The organism is Bradyrhizobium sp. NBAIM08, from assembly GCF_020193935.1.
Lineage (GTDB): Bacteria > Pseudomonadota > Alphaproteobacteria > Rhizobiales > Xanthobacteraceae > Bradyrhizobium > Bradyrhizobium yuanmingense.
This window is the reverse complement of record NZ_JADYVR010001309.1, coordinates 1-384: the sequence shown is the minus strand read 5'-3', so window position 1 is coordinate 384 and position 384 is coordinate 1. Positions and strand designations below refer to the sequence as shown.

Annotated in this window: 1 protein-coding gene; it reads left to right on the top strand. The window is 63.3% G+C overall.

The annotated features are described in order from the left end of the window. The coding region (locus I6F37_RS44665) for a hypothetical protein (protein WP_225155080.1) at positions 1–384 on the top strand (384 nt) is incomplete at both ends.

The following is a 384-nucleotide window of genomic DNA, read 5'->3' as shown; positions in this document are numbered from 1 at the left end:
CCGCAAGCGTGCTCGTCGGCCTGATGACGACCAGCGGATCCGTCGTCGTGAATCCCACGCTCGATCGCGCAGCGGTCAACAACGGCCTCAAGCACGTCGTCGGCGCCTTCATCGATCCGAGACGTCCGCACTCGCCGGAGATGCCGTCCGTCAGCATCGCGGAAGCGATTGAGATCGCCGAGCACAACAACACGTCGGTGCAGAACACGGCGATTCTTCGCGAATGCCATCTCGGCGGTCAGCCGCTCAACACCACGAACCCGGCCGTCACCTTGTACAACACCAAGTGCGCGACCGACGTGATGACCTCGGCGCGCCTGATAGCCACCGTCACGCAAGGCACGACAAATCGCCAGATCACGTCGCTTTCGAACGGGCTCAGGG